The 20,382-nt window shown below is 63.0% G+C and carries 18 protein-coding genes and 2 pseudogenes; 10 read left to right on the forward strand and 10 right to left on the reverse strand.

The window, feature by feature from the left end; genetic code table 11:
• A pseudogene (locus tag CKW22_RS24910) lies at positions 1 to 176 on the forward strand (IS630 family transposase); the annotation flags it as partial.
• A gap of 205 nt (positions 177 to 381) precedes the next feature.
• Here the strand turns inward: CKW22_RS24910 and CKW22_RS24915 are convergent.
• The 4 genes from CKW22_RS24915 to choX form a co-directional block, all read right to left on the reverse strand.
• The gene (locus CKW22_RS24915) at positions 382 to 846 is read right to left on the reverse strand and encodes a thioesterase family protein (RefSeq protein WP_095065415.1); all 465 of its coding nucleotides are present in this window, start codon (positions 844 to 846) and stop codon (positions 382 to 384) included.
• Positions 847 to 856: 10 nt separating this feature from the next.
• On the reverse strand, positions 857 to 1,822 hold the full coding sequence (locus CKW22_RS24920) for an L-carnitine dehydrogenase (RefSeq protein ID WP_033703169.1): 966 nt from the start codon (positions 1,820 to 1,822) through the stop codon (positions 857 to 859).
• An 18-nt stretch (positions 1,823 to 1,840) separates the two neighbouring features.
• Positions 1,841 to 2,725: a 3-keto-5-aminohexanoate cleavage protein gene (locus CKW22_RS24925; protein ID WP_095065417.1), complete on the reverse strand. Its 885-nt coding sequence runs from the start codon at positions 2,723 to 2,725 to the stop codon at positions 1,841 to 1,843.
• A 121-nt stretch (positions 2,726 to 2,846) separates the two neighbouring features.
• The gene (gene choX / locus CKW22_RS24930; protein ID WP_033703167.1) at positions 2,847 to 3,791 is read right to left on the reverse strand and encodes a choline ABC transporter substrate-binding protein; all 945 of its coding nucleotides are present in this window, start codon (positions 3,789 to 3,791) and stop codon (positions 2,847 to 2,849) included.
• Positions 3,792 to 3,937: 146 nt separating this feature from the next.
• On the opposite strand from choX, the gene CKW22_RS24935 reads away from it, so the two are divergent.
• Positions 3,938 to 4,882, forward strand: a complete 945-nt coding sequence (locus tag CKW22_RS24935; protein ID WP_033703165.1) for a GlxA family transcriptional regulator — start codon at positions 3,938 to 3,940, stop codon at positions 4,880 to 4,882.
• Between the two features lie 33 nt (positions 4,883 to 4,915).
• On the opposite strand, the gene CKW22_RS24940 is transcribed toward CKW22_RS24935, so the two are convergent.
• The gene (locus CKW22_RS24940; RefSeq protein WP_047582961.1) at positions 4,916 to 5,317 is read right to left on the reverse strand and encodes a lysozyme inhibitor LprI family protein; all 402 of its coding nucleotides are present in this window, start codon (positions 5,315 to 5,317) and stop codon (positions 4,916 to 4,918) included.
• Between the two features lie 296 nt (positions 5,318 to 5,613).
• On the opposite strand from CKW22_RS24940, the gene CKW22_RS24945 reads away from it, so the two are divergent.
• From CKW22_RS24945 to CKW22_RS24970, 6 genes are all read left to right on the forward strand, one after another.
• Entirely contained in the window at positions 5,614 to 6,591 is a 978-nt protein-coding gene (locus CKW22_RS24945; RefSeq protein ID WP_033703163.1) for a dipeptidase, read from the forward strand.
• A 76-nt stretch (positions 6,592 to 6,667) separates the two neighbouring features.
• Entirely contained in the window at positions 6,668 to 7,198 is a 531-nt protein-coding gene (locus CKW22_RS24950; protein WP_033703161.1) for a DUF5943 domain-containing protein, read from the forward strand.
• A 15-nt stretch (positions 7,199 to 7,213) separates the two neighbouring features.
• Positions 7,214 to 9,274, forward strand: a complete 2,061-nt coding sequence (dgcA, locus tag CKW22_RS24955; protein ID WP_033703159.1) for a dimethylglycine demethylation protein DgcA — start codon at positions 7,214 to 7,216, stop codon at positions 9,272 to 9,274.
• Positions 9,275 to 9,482: 208 nt separating this feature from the next.
• Positions 9,483 to 11,435 carry a dimethylglycine demethylation protein DgcB gene (gene dgcB, locus CKW22_RS24960; RefSeq protein WP_095065419.1) on the forward strand — a complete coding sequence of 651 codons (1,953 nt, stop codon included), beginning with the start codon at positions 9,483 to 9,485 and terminating at the stop codon, positions 11,433 to 11,435.
• Positions 11,435 to 12,667, forward strand: a complete 1,233-nt coding sequence (locus tag CKW22_RS24965) for an electron transfer flavoprotein subunit alpha/FixB family protein (protein WP_095065421.1) — start codon at positions 11,435 to 11,437, stop codon at positions 12,665 to 12,667. The genes dgcB and CKW22_RS24965 overlap by 1 nt, the downstream gene beginning before the upstream one ends.
• Positions 12,668 to 12,677: 10 nt before the next feature.
• On the forward strand, positions 12,678 to 13,448 hold the full coding sequence (locus CKW22_RS24970; protein ID WP_033703156.1) for an electron transfer flavoprotein subunit beta: 771 nt from the start codon (positions 12,678 to 12,680) through the stop codon (positions 13,446 to 13,448).
• 61 nt (positions 13,449 to 13,509) lie between these two features.
• Here the strand turns inward: CKW22_RS24970 and CKW22_RS24975 are convergent, their stop codons facing one another.
• Positions 13,510 to 13,728 carry a cold shock domain-containing protein gene (locus CKW22_RS24975; protein ID WP_033703155.1) on the reverse strand — a complete coding sequence of 73 codons (219 nt, stop codon included), beginning with the start codon at positions 13,726 to 13,728 and terminating at the stop codon, positions 13,510 to 13,512.
• 496 nt (positions 13,729 to 14,224) lie between these two features.
• Between CKW22_RS24975 and CKW22_RS24980 the strand changes: the two genes are divergently transcribed.
• Positions 14,225 to 15,022 carry an RHS repeat-associated core domain-containing protein gene (locus tag CKW22_RS24980; protein ID WP_095065423.1) on the forward strand — a complete coding sequence of 266 codons (798 nt, stop codon included), beginning with the start codon at positions 14,225 to 14,227 and terminating at the stop codon, positions 15,020 to 15,022.
• Positions 15,023 to 15,064: 42 nt separating this feature from the next.
• On the opposite strand, the gene gbcA is transcribed toward CKW22_RS24980, so the two are convergent.
• Positions 15,065 to 16,357, reverse strand: coding sequence for a glycine-betaine demethylase subunit GbcA (gene gbcA, locus CKW22_RS24985; protein WP_047582963.1), 1,293 nt, complete (start codon positions 16,355 to 16,357; stop codon positions 15,065 to 15,067).
• 295 nt (positions 16,358 to 16,652) lie between these two features.
• Between gbcA and gbcB the strand changes: the two genes are divergently transcribed.
• Entirely contained in the window at positions 16,653 to 17,753 is a 1,101-nt protein-coding gene (gbcB, locus tag CKW22_RS24995) for a glycine-betaine demethylase subunit GbcB (RefSeq protein WP_033703152.1), read from the forward strand.
• 81 nt (positions 17,754 to 17,834) lie between these two features.
• Here the strand turns inward: gbcB and CKW22_RS25000 are convergent, their stop codons facing one another.
• The 3 genes and pseudogenes from CKW22_RS25000 to CKW22_RS28245 form a co-directional block, all read right to left on the reverse strand.
• Positions 17,835 to 18,290, reverse strand: coding sequence for a transposase (locus CKW22_RS25000; protein ID WP_095065427.1), 456 nt, complete (start codon positions 18,288 to 18,290; stop codon positions 17,835 to 17,837).
• Between the two features lie 440 nt (positions 18,291 to 18,730).
• Complete coding sequence (locus CKW22_RS28240) at positions 18,731 to 19,603, reverse strand: methyl-accepting chemotaxis protein (RefSeq protein ID WP_371856450.1); 873 nt, start codon at positions 19,601 to 19,603, stop codon at positions 18,731 to 18,733.
• A pseudogene (locus CKW22_RS28245) lies at positions 19,586 to 20,356 on the reverse strand (MCP four helix bundle domain-containing protein); the annotation flags it as partial. The pseudogene CKW22_RS28245 and the gene CKW22_RS28240, both read right to left, overlap by 18 nt.
• Positions 20,357 to 20,382 lie beyond the last annotated feature (26 nt).

A 20,382-nucleotide genomic window follows, 5' to 3' on the forward strand; every position in this document is an offset into this window, starting at 1 on the left:
CGCTGAGCGAGAAGTGGATCAAGCGGCAGGCACATGTCAGCGTTAAAGATCTGGAGGCGTCGATCGAGTACTACCTGGAAACCTACAACCAGAACCCGAAGCCATTTCGGTGGCACAAGAAGGCCGATGACATCCTTGCCTCAGTCGCTCGCGCGGCGCGAGCGCTGGGCAAATGATTTTCAGTGGTATTTCTGAAACACCACACTAGGGATGGCCAGGAGGTCCCGGAGGGGATGGACATCGTGCCCTACCCTAATGACCTGCAGCGCAAAGTGACCCGGATTGAACTCCTGGAAGGCAGGGCTTCCAAGTGAGTCCACACGCGCCGCGTCCGGCAGGCCACACTTCAATCACGCCGCGACCTTCGCGGTAACAACGCCCTTACAAGTGTATGGCCCTACCGACAAAATCAGCAGGGGGGGCATCGTGTTGTTGACCTACCAGGGTCTCTAGTGAAGCAACGCTGTTATCGCCAAAAGGGGCCGCTTTCGGCCCCGCCAGGTCCACATGCAACAGCATCTGTTCGCTGGCTGCCAGCGCCTCGTCGAACCCTGAGCGATGCAGGCTGTGATAGAGGTGCAGGCGCTTTTTATCGAAGCCGATGATCTGCGTCTGCACCCACACTTCGCTGCCGAGCTTTACCTCATGCAGGTAATTGATGTGCGCTTCGAGGGTGAACAATGAATGCCCACTCTGGTCTCGCGCATCGGCGTCCAGGCCAATACGCTCCATCAGCGCATCGGTGGCATAGCTGAAGATCAACAGGTAATAGGCATCGCGCAGGTGCCCGTTGTAATCGACCCAGTCCTCCTGGACTGGGGTGCGGTAGGTGATCAGTGCGGGCATTGCTTGCTCCTCAATCGCCAAAGGCCATGCCATGTGCGGCTTTGCTGGTCTTCACTGCCTCCAGCACCGCCAGCAGGGTGTCATCACGATAGCGCTCCAGCGCGGCGATGCTGCGCTCGCCTAACTGCTCCGAGGTACCGTCCACTACATCGTCGATCAGTTTGTCGGTCAGCTCCGGTGCCGGCAGGTAGGTCCACGGCAGTTGCAGGGCGGGGCCGAACTGGGCCATGAAGTGACGCATGCCGGCGTCGCCACCGGCCAGGGTGTAGGTGAGGAAGGTGCCCATGAACGACCAGCGCAGGCCGGCGCCAAAGCGGATGGCATCGTCGATCTCGCCGGTGGTCGCCACGCCGTCGTTGACCAGGTGCAGCGCCTCGCGCCACAGCGCTTCGAGCAGGCGGTCGGCGATAAAACCGGGCACTTCCTTGCGCACATGCAGCGGGCGCATGCCCAGGGCGGTGTAGATGGTTTTCGCCGCCTCGATCGCCTCTGGTGCGGTGTCGCGGCCACCGACGATTTCTACCAATGGCAGCAGGTACACCGGGTTGAACGGGTGGCCGACCACGCAACGTTCGGGGTGGGTCGAGGACTCATAGAATTCGCTGGGCAGCAGCCCCGAAGTACTGGAGCCGATGATCGCGTTCGGCTTGGCCGCCGCGCTGATCTTGGCGTGCAGGTCGAGCTTGAGGTCCAGGCGTTCTGGGGCGCTTTCCTGGATGAAATCGGCATCGCGCACGCACGCCTCGATGGTGCTGACGAACTTCAATCGATCTTGCGATGCACCCGGTGCCAGGCCTTGTTTTTCCAGCGCCGGCCAGGCGTTGGCGATGCGTTGGCGCAGGGCCTGTTCGGCTCCCGGAGCCGGGTCCCAGGCGACCACATCGAGCCCGTGGGCGAGGGCGCGGGCAACCCAGCCGCTGCCGATCACGCCACTGCCCAGGGCGGCGAAGGTGTTGATCTTGGTGATGAATGGCATATCGGTCTCCAGAGGGGGTCAGCGGCGTTCGAGGTTCATTTTTGCCCGGCCCTCGGCCGGGGTCAGTACACGGGCGCCGAGGCGGGAGATGATCTCCACCGCGCGCTCGACCAGTTGGCCGTTGCTGGCCAGTACGCCGCGGTCCAGGTACAGGTTGTCTTCCAGCCCAACGCGCACGTTGCCGCCGAGCAGCACGGCCTGGGCCGCCATCGGCATCTGCATGCGGCCGATGCCGAAGCCGGCCCAAGTGACGTTGGCGGGCAGGTTGTCGACCATGGCCTTCATGGTCGTGGTGTCTGCCGGTGCACCCCACGGGATGCCCAGGCACAGCTGGAACAACGGGTCTTGGAGCAGACCTTCCTTGATCATCTGCTTGGCGAACCACAGGTGGCCGGTGTCGAAGATTTCCAGTTCGGCCTTCACCCCCAGTTCGGTAATGCGCTTGGCCCCAGCGCGCAGCTGCGCAGGGGTGGAAACATAAATGGAATTGCCATCGCCGAAGTTGAGCGTGCCGCAGTCGAGCGTGCAGATTTCCGGCAGCAGGGCTTCGACATGGGCCAGGCGTTCCAGCGGGCCGATCAGATCGGTGCCAGGGCCAAACTCCATGGGCGATTCGCCCGAGCCGATTTCCAGGTCGCCGCCCATGCCGGCGGTGAGGTTGACGATGATGTCCACGTCGGCTTCGCGGATGCGTTCCATGACTTCGCGGTAGAGGTTCACGTCGCGGCTGAAGCGACCGGTTTGCGGGTCGCGGACGTGGCAGTGGACCACGGTGGCGCCGGCTTTTGCGGCTTCTACGGCGGACTCGGCGATCTGTTTGGGGGTGACCGGGACCAAGTGGCTTTTCGAGGCGGTGTCGCCGGCGCCGGTGAGGGCGCAGGTGATGATGACGTCGTGGTTCATGGCGGTTCCTTATGAGATCGGTGTTGGCTTTTTCGTGGGGCAAGCCCGCTCCCACAGGAGGCGCGCGGCCCTGATTCAGTGGACATCCTGTGGGAGCGGGCTTGCCCCGCGAATGGGCCTGTCAGTTGGCAGTAAGCTTGAGGTTGTCCGCCGCCGGCTTGCCGTCGAAGGTGGTCACACCCTCAAGCCAGCGGGCCTTGTCTTCAGGGTGGTCCTTGAGCCACTGGCGGGCCGACGCCAGTGCATCCTTGTGGTCGAGCAGCGGTTGCATCATGCGGCTCTCGTCCTCGGCGCTGAACGTCAGGTTGGCCAGCAGGCGGTGGGCGTTGGGGCAGCGCTCGGCGTAGTCCGGCGCGGTCACCGTCCACACCGTGGCCCGACCTTCGTCAGGGCCGAGGGCGCCTTGGCTCTCACCCAGGTAGGCCATGTCGATATTCACGTTCATCGGGTGCGGCGCCCAGCCGAAAAACACCACCGCCTCCTTGCGCCGCACGGCGCGGTCGACCGCAGCGAGCATGCCGGCTTCGCTGGACTCGACCAGCTGGAACTTGCCCAGGCCGAACTGGTTCTTGGCGATCATCGCCTTGATCTGGGTATTGGCGCCCGAGCCCGGCTCGATGCCGTAGATTTTTCCACCCAGCTCCTTTTCGTACTTGTGGATGTCGGCGAAGGTCTTCAAACCCTTGTCTGCCAGGTATTTGGGCACTGCCAGGGTTGCCCGGGCATCTTCCAGGCTCGGCTTGTCGAGCACCTTCACCTGCTTGGCGTCGATGAACGGGGTGATGGTCTGGGTCATGATCGGGTTCCAGTAACCCAGGAACATATCCAGGCGTTTGTCGCGGATACCGGCAAAGATGATCTGCTGCGAAGCGCTGGTCTGCTTGGTCTGGTAACCCAGGCCGTCGAGCAGCACCTGGGCCATGGCGCTGGTGGCGATGACGTCGGTCCAGTTGACCACGCCCAGGCGCACGTTCTGGCAGGCGGCGGGCTCGGCGGCAAAAAGCGGGGTAGAGGCGATGCTGCTCACGGCAAGGGTCAACAGGCTGCGGCGGATCAAGCTGTGCATGGTGGCTCTCCATCGGCAGTGCATATTGTTATGGTGGGCGGCCTCTGTGGACCGTTTGCTTAAACTACGCCGCTGGCGGGGTGGAAAATCGCACCCTGGCGACCAACACTTGCACCCTGGCGACCACCTCTCTTGTGGAGCATTCGATGGCGGATACCGTTCACTTCCTGCTGCTGCCGGGGTTCTCGGCGATGGGCTTCATCAGTGCCCTGGAGCCGCTGCGCGTGGCCAACCGCTTTCGCGGCCCGTTGTATCGCTGGTGCGTGCTCAGCCTGGACGGTGGGGCGGTGCAGGCCAGCAATGGGATGTCGGTGAACGCCGACGCGGCGCTGGGCGCTGGTGAGGCGGGCGCCATTGTGCTGATCGTCGCCGGTTTCGAGCCGTTGGCCTGCTTCGGCCCGCCACTGCAGCAGGCGCTACGCCGTCTGGATCACGAGGGGGTCATCCTCGGCGGTATCGATACCGGTGCGGTGGTGCTGGCCGAGGCCGGCCTGCTCGACGGCCACCGGGCCACGGTGCACTGGGAGGCGCTGGAAGCCTTCAAGGAGCGCTACCCGAGCCTGCAGGCGACCCAGGAGCTGTTCGAGATCGACCGGCGGCGTATCACCTGTGCCGGCGGCACTGCCTCGATCGACCTGATGCTCGACCTGATTGGGCAGGCACACGGCAGTGAGTTGGCGGTGCAGGTGTCGGAGCAGTTCGTGCTCGGGCGTATCCGCCCGCGACAGGACCACCAGCGCATGCAGATCGCCAGCCGTTATGGCATCAGCAACAAGAAGCTGGTGAAGGTGATCGGCGAGATGGAGCGCAACACCGAGCAGCCGCTCAATACCCAACTGCTGGCCGATACCGTGCAGGTGACGCGGCGCCAGTTGGAGCGGCTGTTTCGCCTGCACCTGGATGACACGCCCAGTGGCTTTTACCTGCGCTTGCGGCTGGACAAGGCGCGGCAGCTGTTGCGCCAGACCGACATGAGCGTGCTGGAGGTGGGGGTGGCGTGCGGGTTCGAGTCGGCGTCGTACTTTACCCGCTGTTACCGCGCGCGGTACCAGCGCTGCCCGCGGGAGGATCGGTTGGCCCGGGCGGTTTGAGGGTTGTCATACCGGCCTTTTCGCGGGGCAGGTTTACTGCTGGCCAATGGACTGCAAATACTCCGACCGGTCATCACTGCGCTGCGCCACGCAGGTATTCCACGCTGCCTCGAACGCTTTGCTGCCAGGCTTTTCGGCATAGGTCTCGACCTTGCAATCGGCATCGCGCAGCTGTGCCCACAGCGTTTCTGCCGCCTCCATGCGCTCGACCAAGGCGGTGGCCTGGTCGGCTTCGTCGGCATACTGGTCGCGAATGCGCTGGGTCAGGTCATCGTAAGCCGACCTCAGCTCACGCTCGGCGGTCTGCTTGTTGAACGCCGCACACGCGTAGCTCTGCTGGTCGGTCTCGACGTTGTCGCAGGGGGTGCTCTCTTCCTCACCGGCCTGGGCGCCCGAAACGACGGCCAGCAGTACCAGCCATGCCATTGATTTCATCCTTTTCTCCTCAACAGGCTGACGAATCGCAGGGATTCTCGCTCAGCCGAAGGCGACGTGGTAGCTCCCTGACGAAATGTTCATGAAAGCCTCGAACATGTCGTTATCGAGACTGTCTCTCATCGCCAGACAGCGCCGCAGAGCGCCTGTTGTCGCGCATTGACGCTTTCGGCAAACCCCCTGTCGTTTTTGCATCGGGGCGCCTCGGGCCGCAGGCATATGCTGGCCCCAAAGCGCCGGCACATGCTTCAGGCGCGGACCACTCAAGAACCCAGTCAATAAAAGGGGACAGCCTGATGAGCCCAGCAGAACTTCACGCCGACAGCATCGTCATCGACGGTCTGATCATTGCCAAATGGAATCGCGAACTGTTCGAGGACATGCGCAAAGGCGGACTGACTGCGGCCAACTGCACGGTGTCGGTCTGGGAAGGCTTCAAGGCCACTGTCGACCAGATCGCCGCCAGCCAGAAGCTGATCCGCGACAACGGTGACCTGGTCATGCCGGTGCGCACCACCGCCGACATCCGCAAGGCTAAAGAGCTGGGCAAGACCGGCATCCTCTTCGGCTTCCAGAACGCCCACGCGTTCGAAGACCAGATCGCCTACGTGGACGTGTTCAAGCAGCTGGGCGTGGGCATCGTGCAGATGTGCTACAACACCCAGAACCTGGTGGGTACCGGCTGCTACGAGCGTGACGGTGGCCTGTCGGGCTTCGGCCGCGAGATCGTCGCCGAGATGAACCGCGTCGGCATCATGTGCGACCTGTCCCACGTCGGCTCCAAGACCTCCGAAGAGGTCATCCTCGAATCGAAGAAGCCGGTCTGCTACTCCCATTGCCTGCCGTCGGGCCTGAAAGAACACCCGCGCAACAAGTCGGACGAAGAGCTGAAGTTCATCGCCGACCACGGCGGTTTCGTCGGCGTGACCATGTTCGCGCCGTTCCTGGCCAAGGGCATCGATTCGACCATCGACGACTACGCCGAAGCCATCGAATACACCATGAACATCGTCGGTGAAGACGCCATCGGCATCGGCACCGACTTCACCCAGGGCCACGGCCAGGACTTCTTCGAGTACCTGACCCACGACAAGGGCTATGCCCGTCGCCTGACCAATTTCGGCAAGATCATCAACCCGCTGGGCATTCGCACCGTCGGGGAGTTCCCCAACCTCACCGAGACCTTGCTCAAGCGCGGCCACTCCGAGCGTGTGGTGCGCAAGATCATGGGCGAGAACTGGGTAAACGTCCTCAAGGATGTCTGGGGCGAGTAAGCCGCTCTCCAAGCCTGAAAGCCCCTGCCAGCAACGCCGGGGCATCCCAATAAAAATTTTATGGAGTTGAGTTTCCATGGCCAAGATCGCCCCGCAATTGCCAATCGAAGTCGACACCGAGACCGGTGTATGGACCAGCGACGCCTTGCCGATGCTGTACGTGCCACGCCATTTCTTCGTCAACAACCACATCGGCATCGAGGAAGTGCTGGGCGCTGACGCCTATGCCGAGATCCTCTACAAGGCCGGCTACAAGTCCGCCTGGCACTGGTGCGAGAAAGAAGCCGAATGCCATGGCCTGGAAGGCGTGGCGGTGTTCGAGCATTACATGAAGCGGCTGTCCCAGCGTGGCTGGGGCCTGTTCGAGATCCAGGACATCGACCTGGACAAAGGCACCTGCAGCGTCAAGCTCAAGCACTCGGCGTTCGTGTACGTGTACGGCAAGGTTGGCCGCAAGGTCGACTACATGTTCACCGGCTGGTTCGCCGGTGCAATGGACCAGATTCTCGCTGCCCGCGGCAGCAAGATCCGCACCGTGGCCGAACAGGTCTACGGCGGGTCGGAAGAAGGCCACGAAGATGGCCTGTTCGTTACAAAGCCGTTGTAAGCCGGAGATAGCGTCATGGCATTCGAAGCAATGTTCCAGCCGATCCAGATCGGCAAACTGACCATCCGCAACCGCGTGCTCAGCACCGCGCACGCCGAGGTCTACGCCACTGACGGCGGCATGACGACCGACCGCTATGTGAAGTATTACGAAGAGAAGGCCAAGGGCGGCATCGGCCTGGCGATCTGCGGCGGCTCGTCCGTCGTCGCCATCGACAGCCCGCAGGAGTGGTGGGCGTCGGTCAACCTGTCGACCGACCGCATCATCCCGCACTTCCAGAACCTGGCCGACGCCATGCACAAGCATGGCGCCAAGATCATGATCCAGATTACCCACATGGGCCGTCGCTCGCGCTGGGACGGCTTCAACTGGCCCACCCTGATGTCGCCGTCGGGTATCCGTGAACCGGTGCACCGCGCCACCTGCAAGACCATCGAGGTGGAAGAGATCTGGCGCGTCATCGGCAACTACGCGCAGGCCGCGCGGCGTGCCAAAGAGGGCGGCCTGGACGGCGTCGAACTGTCGGCCGTGCACCAGCACATGATCGACCAGTTCTGGAGCCCGCGGGTCAACAAGCGTACCGACGAATGGGGCGGTACCTTCGAAGGCCGCATGAAATTCGGCCTTGAAGTGCTCAAGGCCGTGCGCGCCGAGGTCGGTGACGACTTCTGCGTGGGCATGCGCCTGTGTGGTGACGAGTTCCACCCCGATGGCCTCAGCCACGAGGACATGAAGCAGATCGCCGCCTACTACGATGGCACCGGCATGCTTGACTTCATCGGCGTGGTCGGCTCGGGTTGCGACACCCACAACACCCTGGCCAACGTCATCCCTAACATGAGCTACCCGCCGGAGCCGTTCCTGCACCTGGCGGCCGGCATCAAGGAAGTGGTCAAGGTCCCGGTGCTGCACGCGCAGAATATCAAGGACCCGAACCAGGCCACGCGCATCCTCGAAGGCGGCTACGTGGACATGGTCGGCATGACCCGTGCGCACATGGCCGACCCGCACCTGATCGCCAAGATCAAGATGGGCCAGATCGACCAGATCAAACAGTGCGTCGGTGCCAACTACTGCATCGACCGCCAGTACCAGGGCCTGGATGTACTGTGCATCCAGAACGCCGCGACCTCCCGTGAGTACATGGGTGTGCCGCACATCATCGAGAAGACCACCGGCGTCAAACGCAAGGTGGTGGTGGTTGGCGCCGGCCCGGCCGGCATGGAAGCCGCCCGCGTGGCTGCCGAGCGTGGCCATGATGTGACCCTGTTCGAGAAGAAAGACCAGATCGGCGGGCAGATCACCATTGCTGCCAAGGCACCGCAACGTGACCAGATCGCCGGTATCACCCGCTGGTACCAACTGGAGCTGGCGCGGCTGAAGGTCGACCTGCGCCTGGGCACCGCAGCCAGCGTGGACGCCATCCAGGACCTGCGCCCGGACGTGATCGTGCTGGCGGTGGGCGGCCATCCTTTCGTCGAGCAGAACGAACACTGGGGCGCTGCCGAAGGGCTGGTGGTCAGCAGCTGGGACGTGCTCGACGGCAAGGTTGCGCCGGGCAAGAACGTGCTGGTGTACGACACCATCTGTGAGTTCACCGGCATGTCGGCGGCGGACTACATTGCCGACAAAGGCAGCCAGGTCGAGATCGTCACCGACGACATCAAGCCGGGTGTGGCCATGGGTGGTACGACCTTCCCGACCTACTACCGCAGCATGTACCCGAAAGAAGTGATCATGACCGGCGACATGATGCTGGAAAAGGTCTACCGCGAAGGCGACAAGCTGGTGGCGGTGCTGGAGAACGAGTACACCGGTGCCAAGGAAGAGCGCGTGGTCGACCAGGTAGTGATCGAGAACGGCGTGCGGCCTGATGAAGAACTGTACTACGCGCTGAAGGAAGGCTCGCGCAACAAGGGCCAGATCGATGTGGAGGCGCTGTTCGCCATCAAGCCGCAGCCGATCCTCAGCCAGCCGGGCGAGGGCTACCTGCTGTACCGCATCGGCGACTGCGTGGCCCAGCGCAACGTGCATGCGGCGATCTACGACGCCTTGCGCCTGTGCAAGGACTTCTGATCGCACCGCCTCTGTAGGGGCGGGACTGGCCCCCCTGTAGGAGCGGCCTTGCGTCGCGAAAGGGTCGCGTAGCGGCCCTGGCATTTAGCAGTGCTACACATTGCCGGGGCCGCTGCGCAGCCCTTTCGCGACGCAAGGCCGCTCCTACAGGGGTCCGCGCCCACCTTTGAGAGGGGCGCAAGAATTCAGCTGTTTGTGGGAGCCTCCCATGTTGAACACCCTTCTACCCATTCTGCTGTTCGCTGCCCTTGGCCTGGCGGTGCTCGGCGCCCTGCGCCGTGTGCGCATGTGGCGGCGTGGCCGGCCGTCCAAGGTCAACCTGATCGGCGGCCTGCTGGCCATGCCGCGACGCTACCTGGTGGACCTGCACCACGTGGTCGAGCGCGACAAGTACATGTCCAAGACCCACGTGGCCACGGCGGGCGGCTTCGTGCTGTCGGCTGCCTTGGCGATCCTGGTACACGGCTTCGGCCTGCAGAGCAAGATCCTCGGCTACGCCTTGCTGGTGGCGACGGTGATCATGTTCACAGGCGCGTTGTTTGTCTTCAAACGCCGCCTCAACCCGCCTTCGCGCCTGTCCAAGGGCCCGTGGATGCGGCTGCCGAAAAGCCTGTTGGTGTTCGCCGCGAGCTTCTTCGTCGCCACCTTGCCGGTGGCCGGCATCCTGCCCGCCAACACCGGTGGCTGGGTGATGGTCGGCGTACTGGGCCTGGGTGTGCTGTGGGGCGTGTCGGAGCTGTTCTTCGGCATGACCTGGGGCGGTCCGATGAAACACGCCTTCGCCGGTGCCCTGCACCTGGCCTGGCACCGCCGTGCCGAGCGCTTCGGCGGCGGCCGCTCCACCGGCCTCAAGCCGCTGGACCTGGAAGACCCGAACGCACCGCTGGGTGTGGAAAAACCGGTGGACTTCACCTGGAACCAGCTGCTCGGTTTCGATGCCTGTGTGCAGTGCGGTAAATGTGAAGCCATGTGCCCGGCCTACGCCGCAGGCCAGCCGCTGAACCCGAAAAAACTCATCCAGGACATGGTCATCGGCCTGGCCGGTGGCACGGACGCCAAGTTTGCCGGTAGCCCTTACCCGGGCAAACCTATTGGCGAGCATGGCGGCCACCCGCACCAGCCGATCGTCAACGGCCTGGTCGACGCCGAGACCTTGTGGTCGTGCACCACCTGCCGCGCCTGCGTCGAGGAGTGCCCGATGATGATTGAGCACGTCGATGCCATCGTCGACATGCGCCGTCACCTCACCCTGGAAAAAGGCGCGACCCCGAACAAGGGCGCCGAGGTGCTGGACAACCTGATCGCCACCGACAACCCTGGCGGCTTCGCCCCTGGCGGGCGGATGAACTGGGCGGCCGACCTCAACCTGAAACTGCTGTCGGAGGTGAACACCACCGAGGTGCTGTTCTGGGTCGGTGATGGTGCCTTCGACATGCGCAACCAGCGCACCCTGCGTGCCTTCGTCAAAGTGCTCAAGGCCTCGGGCGTGGACTTTGCCGTGCTCGGCCTGGAAGAACGCGACAGCGGTGACGTGGCGCGGCGCCTGGGCGATGAAGCGACCTTCCAGCAACTGGCCAAACGCAACATCCAGACCCTGGCCAAGTACCGCTTCCAGCGCATCGTCACCTGCGACCCGCACAGCTTCCATGTGCTGAAGAACGAGTACGGTGCCTTGGGCGGCGAGTACCAGGTGCAGCACCACAGCACCTACATCGCCGAACTGATCGCGGCCAACAAGCTCAACCTCGGCCAGCACAAGGGCGGCAGCGTGACCTATCACGACCCGTGCTACCTGGGCCGTTACAACGGCGAATACGAGGCGCCGCGCGATGTGCTCAAGGCGCTTGGCATCGAAGTGCGCGAGATGCAGCGGTCGGGCTTCCGTTCCCGTTGCTGCGGTGGTGGCGGCGGTGCGCCGATCACCGACATCCCGGGCAAGCAACGTATCCCCGACATGCGCATGGACGACATCCGTGAGACCGAGGCCGAGCTGGTGGCAGTCGGTTGCCCACAGTGCACCGCGATGCTCGAAGGTGTGGTCGAACCGCGCCCACAGATCAAGGACCTGGCCGAGTTGGTAGCGGATGTACTGATCGAAGACGAAGCCCCTGCGAACGCCAAGTCGCCAGCGGCCAAACGTGAACCTGCGGAGGTGCACTGATGAGCGACATCATCCGCCGCGACCCACGCGCCGAGTGGATCGCCCGTAACCGTCTGCATCCGCTGCACGCGGCGATGCAGACGCAACAAACCACTTGGATGGGGCCAAACGGTGTCATCCGCAAGAACCCCCACGCGATTGCCGCAGGCTTTATCGGCCCCGCTGGCATCAAGCGTATCGACCGCAGCGGCGCCCAGCAGGGCACCGGTGTTGGCGGGCGGCGCACGGCGGCGGCTGAAGTGAAACTGCCGCTGCACCAGGTGCCGGCGCCGGCGTACTACATCGCCGTGGTGCCGGACATGGTCGGCGGCCGCCTCGGCAGCCACGACCGCGACTTGCTCGGCCTGGCCCACAGCCTGGCAGGCAGCGACGGCGCGGTGCTGGCGATCGTGTTTGGCGAGCACAAGGAAAGCAACTTCGCCAACGCCGGTGTCGACCGCTTGCTGGTCATCGAGGGCGAAGCTTTCGAAGGCTACGCGCCAGAGCAACTGGTGCAAGGCTTGCGGGCTGTGGATAACCAGTTCACACCGCGCCACTGGCTGCTGCCCGACAGCCGCACTGGTGGCGGTGAGCTGGGCAGGCGCCTGGGCGCTGCCCTGGGCGAGCGCCCGGCGACGCGGGTGTGGCAGGTCAAGGATGGCCAGTGCATCGGCCGCGCCGGTGCCGGCCAGCAAGACCTGCAGCGTGCAGTGCCGCGCTTGATCCTGGCGGCGGCGGAATGTGCCGAGCCGGTCAGCGAAACCCGTCACGAAGCGCTGCCGGTGGAGTTGTCCACAGGCGTGGTGCGCAGCCTGTCGCGTATCGAGGACCTGGGCTCGGTGGCGGTCGACCCGGCCACCATCGCCATGGCCGAGGCGGAGTTCATCGTTTCGGGCGGCAACGGCGTCAAGGACTGGGACCTGTACCACAAGGCCACGGCGGCACTCGGTGCCACCGAAGGCGCCTCGCGGGTGGCGGTGGACGACGGCTTCATGCCGCGCAACCGCCAGGTGGGGGCTACCGGTACCTGGGTCACGGCGCGGGTTTATGTGGCGGTGGGTATCTCTGGCGCCATCCAGCACCTGCAGGGTATCGGCGCCTGCGACAAAGTGGTGGCGATCAACATGGACCCGGGCTGCGACATGATCAAACGGGCCGATCTGTCGGTGATTGGCGACAGTTCGGCAATTCTCCTGGCACTGGTCGAGGCTGTGGACAACTACCGCAGCGGCGGCCAGCGCGACGCGGCATAAGGGCACGAGCATGAGTACGAAAGTCATCAGCCTGGTTTCGATCGGTGCCCACCCAAGCTCCGGGCGCGCCCGCCGCGCCGAGCAGGACGCGCGTGCAGTGGAGCTGGGTCTGCAGCTGGCTGGGGATAACTTGCAGGTGGTACATGCCGGCGACCCTCGTGAAGAGGCGCTGCGCGCCTACCTGGGCATGGGCCTGGAGCACCTGGACGTGCTGGAACAGCCGGCGGGTGCGGATGTATTGGGCGTGCTCGGCGACTATTTACGCGATGCTGGCGCGCAGCTGGTACTGACTGGCAGCCAGGCGGAAACCGGTGAAGGGTCGGGCATGCTGCCGTTTCTGCTGGCCGAGAAGCTGGGCTGGCCGTTGATCGTCGGCCTGGCAGAGGTGGAGTCCATCGAAAACGGCACCGCCCAGGTGCTGCAAGCGCTACCACGGGGCCAGCGGCGTCGCCTCAAGGTCCGCCTGCCATTGCTGGCGACTGTGGATAACGCAGCGCCCAAGCCGCGCCAGAGTGCCTTCGGCCCGGCGCGGCGGGGTGTGCTGGCGGCGCATGACGTGGCCATTGTCGAAGACGAGCTGCTGGGCGAGGCTGAGCTGCAACCTGCCCGCCCACGGCCCAAGCGCCTGAAGGTGATCAAGGCCAAGAGCGGTGCCGACCGGATGAAGGCGGCCACGGCCAAGGCCAGCGGCGGCGGGGGCAAGGTGCTCAAGGATGTATCGCCGCAAGAAGGCGCCGAGGCGATTCTCAAGCTGCTGGTTGAGGAAGGCGTTCTACGCTGACGTGCATTTAATCTCATTGATTCAGCAGGGACCCTGTGGGAGTGGCGCGCCCACAGGCCCTTCAAGGCTGTAGCTCGGCAACATTGAATGCCCAAAAGGCCAGTCCATCGATTATGGGTTCAAAGCTTACCCGCTCCCCCTCCAGTAGCCGCGCCCTGCCCACCATCAGAATTGCACACCGCGCTACGAAATAGTCCCCACTGCCGTCCTCAGCCGTTATTACACCTACTCCATTCACCTCATGGAACCACTTTACAGTGCCTTTCAGGCGACTGTGCATAAGTGACCTCGTGCTGCTGCCATCATGATTGCTTTCAATCAATCATGAGCGGGGTTTTGAGGAAACTGGCAAAAATGTCAGGTGGTCCGGGTTTTACCCCCGGAATCTGTTCGCCAAGGTGTGGATAAAGTGTTCGTGCTTCGCTGCAGCGCAATAGCTTCGGGCCTTGCAGCGATACGTACAAATAATGATCAATTTCAGCAAACGCTTTCAGAAATACCGCAATTCAAGGGGTTGGTGTAGTTACCCACAGGGTGTTTAAGCGAATTGGCGGACTTGCTCACAAAGTCTGTTGGCCAACCTGTGGGCAAGTTGTTCGGGAAGTGCTGCAGCCCAGGCCTGCCAAGGCTTGCAGAGTTTTGATCAAAAATTGATCTGACGAGGTAGGCGTCTGGCCTGTGGAAAACCATTGCCCTGCAACTGACATTTTTGCCAGTTACCGCTACAGGTACCCTTTGCTAACGTACTGGCAGGTAATGACCTGGGGAGCGTAGCAATGGCGGGTACCACACTGCTGGCAATTGACCGCCAGCGCTCGGTGCTGCGAGGGCAGGCTACCCCGCATCGACGCTATACGCCCTACGCTGGGTTCCAACCCGATGCTGGACCTTGGCTGGCATTCTCTGATGCGCACCTCGATCAAGCCAGTGGCTGCTACCTGCTGGGCAATGGGCATCGTGCCTATAGCCCGCAACTGATGCGCTTTCGCTCGCCAGATCGGCTCAGCCCGTTCGCTGCGGGTGGGTTCAACGCATATGCATACTGCCTCGGTGACCCGATCAACTACCGCGATCCGACAGGGCAGGAAGCCAGTGAGTACCTGTTTCCTATCCTCAGCATTCTTACCAACTTAACGGGTTTCTTCACCAGTGGTCTGAAGCTTCGATCAATGTGGCGAACACGTCAGGCGCATCGAGGCATGGCCCTACAAGCAGCCGCTGTCAACGACACGGTAGGGCTCTTGCCTGTCTCATCGCGAAGTGATTGGGCGCTTTCGGTGGTCAGTGGCGCCAGTGCCGTTGCAGGGATCGCAGTGGGGATCAGTCGCCTGGTAGAGCCAGGAAAAGATTGGCAGACATGGGCATTGTCAACCCTTACCGTGATTTCCCTGGGAACGTCGGTAAAGGAGGTTTGGGACCTCGCTCAGGCGAAACCATGGCTGCAGGGTACCCCTGTGATGATCGGGATGAATAGATGGACGTCCGACGCCGCTTCTCCGTCTGCCGAATCGAGAAATAGCATACGACAAGGCGCAATACGCAATACGCAAGACGCAACACGCAACAGGCAGTGAGCAAGCTAGTGGGGTCACCACTAGCCGCACGTGAACGGATACTTACTGCGCCTGCACTTCCTTCAAGTACGGCGCAGGCTCCGCCCCCAGGTTCTCCAGCACGCGCTGGCTGTACCAGTCGATGAAGTTCACCACGCCAAATTCATAGGTCTTCGAATAAGGCCCTGGCTGGTATGCCGTGGAGTTGATCCCGCGCTGGTTCTCTTCGGCCAGGCGGCGGTCTTGGTCGTTGGTCGCGTCCCACACCTTGCGCATGCGCTCCGGGTCGTAATCGACGCCTTCGACGGCATCCTTGTGCACCAGCCACTTGGTGGTGACCAGGGTCTCCTGGGCGCTGATCGGCCACACGGTGAAGACGATCAGGTGGTCGCCCATGCAGTGGTTCCACGAGTGCGGCAGGTGCAGGATGCGCATCGAACCCAGGTCCGGGTTCTTGATGCGGCCCATCAGCTTCTGGCAGGCCTGCTTGCCGTCCATGGTCATCGACACGGTGCCCTTGAGCAGCGGCATGCGCACGATGCGGTTACGCAGCCCGTGGCTCTTGTGCAGGTACGGGATCTTCTCGGCTTCCCAGGCGGCGGCAGAGGCGGCCACGTGGTCCTTGAATTCCTGGCTGGCGCGTGGGTCGTTGGTGTCGTCCCACTCCAGCAGGGTTTGCAGCAGCTCTGGGTGCGAACCGCTGCAGTGGTAGCACTCGCGGTTGTTTTCCAGTACCAGCTTCCAGTTGGCCTTTTCCAGCAACTGGGTCTGCACCGCGATCTTGGTGTTCTCCATGTCGTACGGTTCCATGTAATGGTCCAAAGTGGCCAGGAACTCGTCGATGGCTGGCGGGTTTTCCGCCAGGCTGATGAAGATGTAACCACCCGCAACCTTCACGTTCACCGGCTTGAGGCCGTATTCCTTCATGTCGAAGTCGGCGCCCATCTCGGTGCCGGCGAACAGCAGGCGACCGTCCAGCTCGTAGGTCCACTGGTGGTAATGGCAGACCAGCTTGGCCACCTTGCCCTTGTCGCTGGTGCACAGGCGCGAACCGCGATGGCGGCAGACGTTGTGGAAGGCATGCACCTTACCTTCGGCGCCACGGATGACGATGATCGGGTTCTTGCCGATCTGCAGGGTAATGAAGTTGCCTTTGGCCGGAATCTCGCAAGTCATGCCAGCGATCAGCCACTCTTTGTGGAAGATCTCCTGCATGTCGATCTGGAACAGACGCTCGTCGGTGTAGAAAGGCTGGGGCAGCGAGTAGGTTCGCTCGCGGGTCTGCAGCATCTCGGCGGTAGCCTTGCGTGCTGCTTCCAGTGGATCGCCCAGGCTCAGGGTTGCGGTGACGTCCATCGTGTGGTCCTCGGGGCCGCGTGCGGCCGGCAAAAGGTGGCTAATCATTGTTGTGGTGCCGCAAGGCTGTCGTAAAAAAAACAGCGTGTTCTTTTGCCGTGGAGTGTGCGTCCGAAGGCGTCATGAACCGTATCCATGGGCGACATGGCCGATTTGAATTACGACGCCCTAGCCCTTGTAGCATGGGGCTGGTCGCGATAAGTACGCCGATGTCGCAGGCAGGAATGTACGTCGCCTTCAGCTTGCGCATTATCGCAGCCATAAAAAGGCCAATTGTCGGCTGCTGGAGATGAACATGTCCGATACCTTCCTCAATCCGGTCACCACCCAGACCTGGGCCAACGGCCGCCACATCGTGCGCTGCGTCAAGGTCATCCAGGAGACCTGGGACGTGCGCACGTTCTGCTTCATGGCCGACCAACCGATCATGTTCTTCTTCAAGCCAGGGCAGTTCGTCACCCTGGAACTTGAGATCGAAGGCAAACCGGTGATGCGTTCCTATACCATCTCCAGTTCGCCGTCGGTGCCGTACAGCTTCTCGATCACGGTCAAGCGGGTGCCAGGCGGGCATGTCTCCAACCACCTGCACGACACCATGCACGAAGGCGCAGAGCTGCCGGTGCACGGCCCGGTGGGGTTGTTCAACGCCATCGACTTCCCGTCGGGCAAGGTGCTGTACCTCTCGGGCGGTGTGGGTATCACCCCGGTGATGTCCATGGCGCGCTGGTTTTACGACACCAACGCCAATGTCGACATGGTCTTCGTGCACAGCGCCCGTTCGCCGAAAGACATCATCTTCCACCGCGAGCTGGAGCAGATGGCCTCGCGCATCCCCAACTTCAGCTTGCACATCATTTGCGAGAAGCACGGGCTGGGCGAGCCCTGGGCGGGTTACCGCGGGTACCTGAACCAGCGGCTGATGGAGCTGATCGCGCCCGACTACATGGAGCGCACGGTGTTCTGCTGCGGCCCGACGCCGTACATGAGCGCGGTCAAGCGCATGCTTGAAGCCGTCGGCTTCGACATGAAGAACTACCATGAGGAGTCGTTCGGCGCGACGCCGGCAGAGGCCAAGGCCGATGCAGTGGAGCACGCCGAGCAGGCCGCCGACGCGCCGGAAGTGGATGTCTCCGACCTCAACCTGGTGGAGTTCATCGGCAGCGAGAAGAGCATCCGCGTTGCCCCGGGCGAGACCGTGCATGCGGCAGCGGCGAAGGTCGGGCTGATGATCCCCAAGGCCTGCGGCATGGGCATATGCGGCACCTGCAAGGTGCTCAAGCTGGGCGGCGAAGTGGAGATGGAGCACAACGGCGGTATTACCGAAGAAGACGAGGCCGAGGGCTACATCCTGTCGTGCTGCAGCGTGCCTAAAGGAGATGTGCGGATCGATTACTGATCCAGCTTCAAGAGTGTGGATTCTTCACAGCTAAACCCGCTCCCACAGGCCTGTGGGAGCGGGCTTGCCCCGCGAATGGCATCAGACCCAGACTGCATCCCAATGCGGATAATCACCCGCACGGTCAACCAATCCTGCTCTGATGGGGTTGGCAACGATGTCCCTCGCTACCTGCAGCACACTTTCTTCCCGGCGCAAGGCTCGGTCCTGGTAGCCCTGCTGCCATATCTTTTCGCGCCGCATGCCCCGCTGATAAAGCGCATGGCTGCTGCGTGACTTGAATCTGCGCATCAGGCGACACAAGGTGCCGCTTCGTAACTCGATCAGCCAGTGCACATGGTCCGGCATGACCACCCACGCGAGGGATTGGCAATGCCCATCGAGCTCAGCCTGTCTGAGTTGCTGGATCACGCCACGGGCGAGATGAAGGTGGGTGAAGGTCCGCTTGCGCTCATGGGTTACCGTAGTCAGCAAGTACAACCCACCAGGCTGAGAGCAACGGCCACGGCGCAGAAGATGGGATTGAGCACGCTCCATGTGATGCCCCCTGAAATAAGATTCAGAGGAACATTAGGTGAGCTGGCAGTGGCATGCGGCGGGGAATGTTTGCTGGATGTTGGGTGGCAGTGTTGGCCCTTTCGCGGGGCAAGTCGGATCGCCGCACCGCCGCCTGTATCTTCGTTGTACAAGGCGTGCAGCTTAACGCGATGATCCGGACAGGCATGCTCTGGCGAGAACAGCAGTTGCCAAAGCGTCGAAGTACAGCACAGGCTCAAGGCGTAGCATGATCCCTGTGGGAGTGGGCTTGTCCCGTGAAGCAGGCACCGCAGAGCATGGCACGGGCTTCGCCCGTGTTCGCGGGACAAGCCCGCTCCCACGGGGCTGGCTGTTTTAGAATTTTGAGCAAGGCAGTTGCTCTCACAGGTTATCCGCAGGCCATGAGAGTGCGAATGGGCCGCAAAGCGGCCCCAGTACTGTCAGGTGCGGAAGCGGGCCACCAGGTTGTTCAAATCCACCGCCAACCGCGACAGCTCGGCACTCGCCGCGCTGGTCTGATGCGCCCCGGTTGCACTCTGTACCGACAGATCATTGATATTCACCAGGTTGCGGTCCACCTCGCGCGCCACCTGTGCTTGTTCTTCCGCCGCGCTGGCGATCACCAGGTTACGCTCGTTGATCTGCGCCACCGCGCCGGCGATGGTATCCAGCGCCATGCCCGCGCCACGGGCGATGTTCAGGGTCGACTCGGCGCGTTCGGTGCTGGTACGCATCGACGCCACCGCCTCCTCGGTACCGCCCTGGATGCTACCGATCATCCGCTCGATTTCGCTGGTCGACTGCTGGGTGCGATGGGCCAGTGCCCGCACTTCATCCGCCACCACGGCGAAGCCACGGCCGGCCTCACCGGCACGGGCTGCTTCGATCGCGGCATTGAGCGCCAGCAGGTTGGTCTGGTCGGCCAAGCCGCGGATCACATCCAGCACCTTGCCAATGTCGCGCGATTGCTCGGCCAGGTGGGTGATCAGCGTGGCAGTGGCTTGCACATCGCCGCTCATGCGCTCGATGGCGCCGACGGTTTCCAGCACCAGGTCGCGCCCGTCGCCCGCCGAACGGCTAGCTTCACCCGAGGCCTGCGAGGTGCTCACCGCGTTGCGCGCCACTTCTTCCACGGCGCTGGTCATCTCGGTGACCGCAGTGGCGGCCTGTTCGATTTCGTTGTTCTGTTGCTGCAGGCCACGGGCGCTCTCGTCGGTGACGCTATTGAGCTCTTCCGCTGCAGACGCCAGCTGGGTGGCGGAGCCGGCAATCAATTGCAGGGTGTCGCGCAGCTTGTCTTGCATGCGGGCCATGGCGCGCAGCAGGCGGGCGGCTTCGTCGGTGCCTTCGGCACGGATGACGTGGGTCAGGTCACCGTCGGCCACCTGCTCGGCGCATTGCAGCGCTTCTTCGATCGGCTTGACGATGCTGCGGGTCAGCAGGAACGCGCACAGCAGCGTCAGCACGGTGGCGGCGATCAACAGGCCGATGACCAGGGCGAAGGCGGCAGCATACTGGCTGGCTGCGGTTTCGTTGGTGGCACGGGTCTGGTCGGTGTTGATGCGCACCAGGGTGTCCATGACCTTGTTGATCTGCTCGGAGTTGGCCAGCAGGTCGCGGTTGAGCAGGTCGCGCAACTCGTCGGTGCGGCCCGCCTGGCTCATGCTGCGCATGCGCGCCTCCAGCTGGCGGTATTGACTGAGCAACTGGCTGTACTGGTCGAAGGCCGCTTGCTCGTCGGGTGCGCCGATCATCGGCTGGTAGGCCTGGCGGGCGCGGTCGATCTGGGCGTTGCGTTGGTCCAGCAGGTTGAGGGTGTCGCGCTGGGTCTCTGGCTCGCGGTTGATCAGCAGCCGATAGGAGAGGGTGCGCATGCGCAGGTTCAGCGCGGTAAGTTCGTCGAGCATCTTGATGCTGGGCACGCTGATGCTCTCGATGGCGACGCCCGCCTGGCGGATGTTGCCCATCTGCATGAGCGAGAAAATGCCGAGGCCGAGCATCAGCAGGCCGATCAGCGCGAAGCCGAGCAGCGCGCGCGGGGCGATGTTCATGTTGCGTAGGGACATGGGGGGATCCAGGCAGGGGAGGGTCG

This window comes from Pseudomonas sp. Irchel s3f19 (assembly GCF_900187555.1).
Taxonomy (GTDB): domain Bacteria; phylum Pseudomonadota; class Gammaproteobacteria; order Pseudomonadales; family Pseudomonadaceae; genus Aquipseudomonas; species Aquipseudomonas capeferrum.

What these genes read in the sequence shown, in the direction of transcription:
- CKW22_RS24915 (WP_095065415.1), bottom strand. Translation starts at nt 846, where the DNA reads ATGCCCGCACTGATCACCTACCGCACCCCAGTCCAGGAGGACTGGGTC.
- CKW22_RS24920 (WP_033703169.1), bottom strand. Translation starts at nt 1,822, where the DNA reads ATGCCATTCATCACCAAGATCAACACCTTCGCCGCCCTGGGCAGTGGC.
- CKW22_RS24925 (WP_095065417.1), bottom strand. Translation starts at nt 2,725, where the DNA reads ATGAACCACGACGTCATCATCACCTGCGCCCTCACCGGCGCCGGCGAC.
- choX (WP_033703167.1), bottom strand. Translation starts at nt 3,791, where the DNA reads ATGCACAGCTTGATCCGCCGCAGCCTGTTGACCCTTGCCGTGAGCAGC.
- CKW22_RS24935 (WP_033703165.1), top strand. Translation starts at nt 3,938, where the DNA reads ATGGCGGATACCGTTCACTTCCTGCTGCTGCCGGGGTTCTCGGCGATG.
- CKW22_RS24940 (WP_047582961.1), bottom strand. Translation starts at nt 5,317, where the DNA reads ATGAAATCAATGGCATGGCTGGTACTGCTGGCCGTCGTTTCGGGCGCC.
- CKW22_RS24945 (WP_033703163.1), top strand. Translation starts at nt 5,614, where the DNA reads ATGAGCCCAGCAGAACTTCACGCCGACAGCATCGTCATCGACGGTCTG.
- CKW22_RS24950 (WP_033703161.1), top strand. Translation starts at nt 6,668, where the DNA reads ATGGCCAAGATCGCCCCGCAATTGCCAATCGAAGTCGACACCGAGACC.
- dgcA (WP_033703159.1), top strand. Translation starts at nt 7,214, where the DNA reads ATGGCATTCGAAGCAATGTTCCAGCCGATCCAGATCGGCAAACTGACC.
- dgcB (WP_095065419.1), top strand. Translation starts at nt 9,483, where the DNA reads ATGTTGAACACCCTTCTACCCATTCTGCTGTTCGCTGCCCTTGGCCTG.
- CKW22_RS24965 (WP_095065421.1), top strand. Translation starts at nt 11,435, where the DNA reads ATGAGCGACATCATCCGCCGCGACCCACGCGCCGAGTGGATCGCCCGT.
- CKW22_RS24970 (WP_033703156.1), top strand. Translation starts at nt 12,678, where the DNA reads ATGAGTACGAAAGTCATCAGCCTGGTTTCGATCGGTGCCCACCCAAGC.
- CKW22_RS24975 (WP_033703155.1), bottom strand. Translation starts at nt 13,728, where the DNA reads ATGCACAGTCGCCTGAAAGGCACTGTAAAGTGGTTCCATGAGGTGAAT.
- CKW22_RS24980 (WP_095065423.1), top strand. Translation starts at nt 14,225, where the DNA reads ATGGCGGGTACCACACTGCTGGCAATTGACCGCCAGCGCTCGGTGCTG.
- gbcA (WP_047582963.1), bottom strand. Translation starts at nt 16,357, where the DNA reads ATGGACGTCACCGCAACCCTGAGCCTGGGCGATCCACTGGAAGCAGCA.
- gbcB (WP_033703152.1), top strand. Translation starts at nt 16,653, where the DNA reads ATGTCCGATACCTTCCTCAATCCGGTCACCACCCAGACCTGGGCCAAC.
- CKW22_RS25000 (WP_095065427.1), bottom strand. Translation starts at nt 18,290, where the DNA reads ATGGAGCGTGCTCAATCCCATCTTCTGCGCCGTGGCCGTTGCTCTCAG.
- CKW22_RS28240 (WP_371856450.1), bottom strand. Translation starts at nt 19,603, where the DNA reads ATGGCCCGCATGCAAGACAAGCTGCGCGACACCCTGCAATTGATTGCC.